The 2,936-nt window shown below is 44.1% G+C and carries 4 protein-coding genes and 1 pseudogene; all 5 read left to right on the forward strand.

The window, feature by feature from the left end; translation table 11 throughout:
• Positions 1–232, forward strand: a pseudogene (locus Xkoz_RS21440) (hypothetical protein); the annotation flags it as partial.
• Between the two features lie 12 nt (positions 233–244).
• On the forward strand, positions 245–859 hold the full coding sequence (locus Xkoz_RS18870) for a beta clamp domain-containing protein (protein ID WP_099143475.1): 615 nt from the start codon (positions 245–247) through the stop codon (positions 857–859).
• 126 nt (positions 860–985) lie between these two features.
• A complete protein-coding gene (locus tag Xkoz_RS18880; protein WP_244183527.1) occupies positions 986–1,384 on the forward strand; it encodes a hypothetical protein in 399 nt (132 codons plus the stop codon).
• Entirely contained in the window at positions 1,384–1,596 is a 213-nt protein-coding gene (locus Xkoz_RS23640; RefSeq protein WP_099143478.1) for an excisionase, read from the forward strand. The genes Xkoz_RS18880 and Xkoz_RS23640 overlap by 1 nt, the downstream gene beginning before the upstream one ends.
• Complete coding sequence (locus Xkoz_RS18890; protein ID WP_099143479.1) at positions 1,551–2,732, forward strand: site-specific integrase; 1,182 nt, start codon at positions 1,551–1,553, stop codon at positions 2,730–2,732. The genes Xkoz_RS23640 and Xkoz_RS18890 overlap by 46 nt, the downstream gene beginning before the upstream one ends.
• Positions 2,733–2,936 lie beyond the last annotated feature (204 nt).

Below are 2,936 nucleotides of genomic sequence, written 5' to 3' on the forward strand. Positions count from 1 at the left end.
ATCAGAGCGCATGATGTTGGCAACCCATGTTGAAGGGATCGCATTTGAGCAGTGCGGAAGCGAAGAAGGTGCGGACATAGCGGTAAGAATGTACATGGACTTTATCAATATGCAGCCAGAGAACGGGAACCGATTATCTGAGAAAGGGCGTGAGGGGCTTTTTATCCTGCACGATGAATTAATCAAAGCGGTAGAGGCTGGCGAGTTTAACACTATGCCGGTTATTCATTAATAGGAGATTCACATGATCATCGACTCCAATTTATTACGTGCTGCGTTGGTTTGTGTGGCCAAAGGCGAAGATGCGGAAAAACGCCCCCAATTATCGGGGGTGCACATTACCCGAAAACATCTTGAGGCAACTAACGGTCATGCATTGGTACGCATGGAGCTGACTGAGGATAGCGGTACTTTCTTTGATGATAAGGATAGTGCTGACCTCGATCTGATTATCCGGTTCTGTGGTGATATTCCAGAACAAGCTCACTTCACAGAAATCACCTTGGGTGACGAGGTAAGAGCTATTCACCTCGATGAAGACAATAAGGCTTTTAGCTTTACTCGATTGGAAATAATCAATGGGCGTTTCCCTGACTTGGATAAAGCCATCCCGACAGAGAAACAGAATGTCATGCCGATCTTCCGCCTCTCGTATCTGGCTTACCCGTATCTGATGTTTCGCACCGGCGTTGTGCTCATGGAGCCTTCCGGCATGGAGACACCCTGCCGATTCCGGTTTAGCCCTTTCACGAACAGACTTTACGGCAACCCTATTTTTGTAGTTCAGCCGCTTTATAAAGACGCCTTCGAGATTGCCGAACAAAAATTAAGAGAGCTGGAGGCAGAAAGTGACCAATAAGCACCGCCAGATGGCAGACATTCACGACGTGCTTGTTAAAACCACATTCCACATCGACGACGGCACGGATCAAACACAGCGGCTCATTCATATCATGAGGCGTAACCAACATATTCATGAGGGCGTTTGCCCTCCTCTGCCACCAGCGCCAAAAGTGGCAAGCGTGAAGTTAACACCAGTAAAGACAGGCAAGAGGAGAAGGAAATAATGATCACTAACTCACCCCACCTCACCCAGATAATCGCCTCGGCTTGGGGTAATCCTGCTGACATCACCGATGCAATCTGGCAGGCAGGATACCGTAAGCCAGAACGGGGAGAAAAAGAACTCGCTGAACTGATTATCGACGTCATGAATGGGGTACCGGACGGGGTGCCCTACTCTGCAAGGCCAAAAAATCTGAACGATATTCTCAGTACGGAGCTGAACAACATTATTTTTGATGCGGCATGGAGTGATAAGGCGACACCTGCGGGAGTGGCGAAGGTGATTTTGGTGAATGGGTACACAAGGGAGAAAAAATAATGGTGAGTTTGGATTGCATACCCATTTCAGCATACTGCCAATATACAGGAGAAAGTATTGACGCCATTAATAAACGATTACAGCGTCAATTTTGGATAGAGGGGGTTCATGTGCTAAAGGTTAATGGAGCAAAAGAACGTTGGATTGACTTAACCGAGGTATCTAAATGGGCCAGAAAGAACAAAATATGTATTCCCTCCCTAGAGGGATAACCATTCGCCAACACAAAACAGGCAGCACTCTAGTTATAACTTTTACTTATAGAGGGGTTTTATGTAGAGAGCCCCTCTCTCGATTGGAGGTGAATAATAAAAACATCAAGTATGCAGATCGACTATTGGGTGAAATCCAAAATAATATAGAAAAAGGGACATTTGCGTATGGAAAGTATTTTCCCAACTCAAACAAACTTTCTATTTTTGGTAATGCAGATAAATCACGGATCGTTGTTGATTATTTAGATGAGTACTTAAGAATTTGTAGCACCCGAAATTTATCACCCTCTACAATTGGTGGATATAAAAAGTGTAAGACCGCCTTATCTGATTTACATAAAATACCCGTTGTAGATCTCTCGCCAGCAATATTAAAGAACTGGATTCAAAAACAAACAACTGTTCTAAAGACAATTAGAAATCAGCTTTCTTTCTTACGCAGCGCCATAGATGAGGCAGTTACAGATGGCTTGATAAGTATTAACCCCGTGAGCTTGGTAACGGCATCACGATATCAGACAGAGCAGACGGAAGAGAATAAAGAATATATCGTTGACCCCTTATCACCAAATGAGGTTTCAGCCTTGCTTTTAGCAGCAGGAAATAAGCAGTGGGAAAATCTTTTTCGATTCGCAATCCATACAGGGCTTCGCAGTTCTGAATTATGTGCCCTGTGTTGGTCAGATATCGATTTTATAGGAAAAACGGCTCATATTACTGCCGCCAGTGTCGTTGGGGTAATTAAGGGAACAAAAACTAAGGCAGGGAAACGTAAGGTTGAATTAAATGATCAGGCAATGCTCGCTTTGTCCAATCAGAAGACCTTTACTTTTTTGAAAGACAGGGAAATATTCGAAGATCCTAAAACGGGTGAGGCTTGGGCTGGTGCCGATGCTATTCGAAAAAAAGCTTGGGTTCCAACATTGAAAAAGGCAGGGATTCGCTATCGCAACCCGTACCAGACAAGGCATACATTTGCCACCAAGCATATTAGCCAAGGTGCTAACCTGTTTTGGCTCGCCTCACAAATGGGGCACAAAGGGCCTGAAATGTTATTTCGACATTACGGTTCATATCTGGAGGCTTACAGTGGAAATACCGAACGCCAGTTCAGCTCCCAAAATGGAAACTGAACTCAGTAGGACAGCACTGGGACTTCAAAGTGCACGTAAAATGCACGTATCATGCATATGATACATAATATTATTTTAATAAACATATGGTTATGTAAAACATATCGCGGGTTCAACTCCCGCCAGCTCCACCAAATTTGGTAGGACAGTGTAGGGACAACAACTTGAAAAACAGTAAGTTATGAAAGTTGATTGGTCACTGTC

Source organism: Xenorhabdus kozodoii (assembly GCF_002632875.1).
Classification (GTDB): domain Bacteria; phylum Pseudomonadota; class Gammaproteobacteria; order Enterobacterales; family Enterobacteriaceae; genus Xenorhabdus; species Xenorhabdus kozodoii.

Excerpts from the sequence above, each read along its gene's own strand:
- Xkoz_RS18890 (WP_099143479.1), top strand. The coding sequence starts at position 1,551 with ATGGGCCAGAAAGAACAAAATATGTATTCCCTCCCTAGAGGGATAACC.
- Xkoz_RS23640 (WP_099143478.1), top strand. The coding sequence starts at position 1,384 with ATGGTGAGTTTGGATTGCATACCCATTTCAGCATACTGCCAATATACA.
- Xkoz_RS18870 (WP_099143475.1), top strand. The coding sequence starts at position 245 with ATGATCATCGACTCCAATTTATTACGTGCTGCGTTGGTTTGTGTGGCC.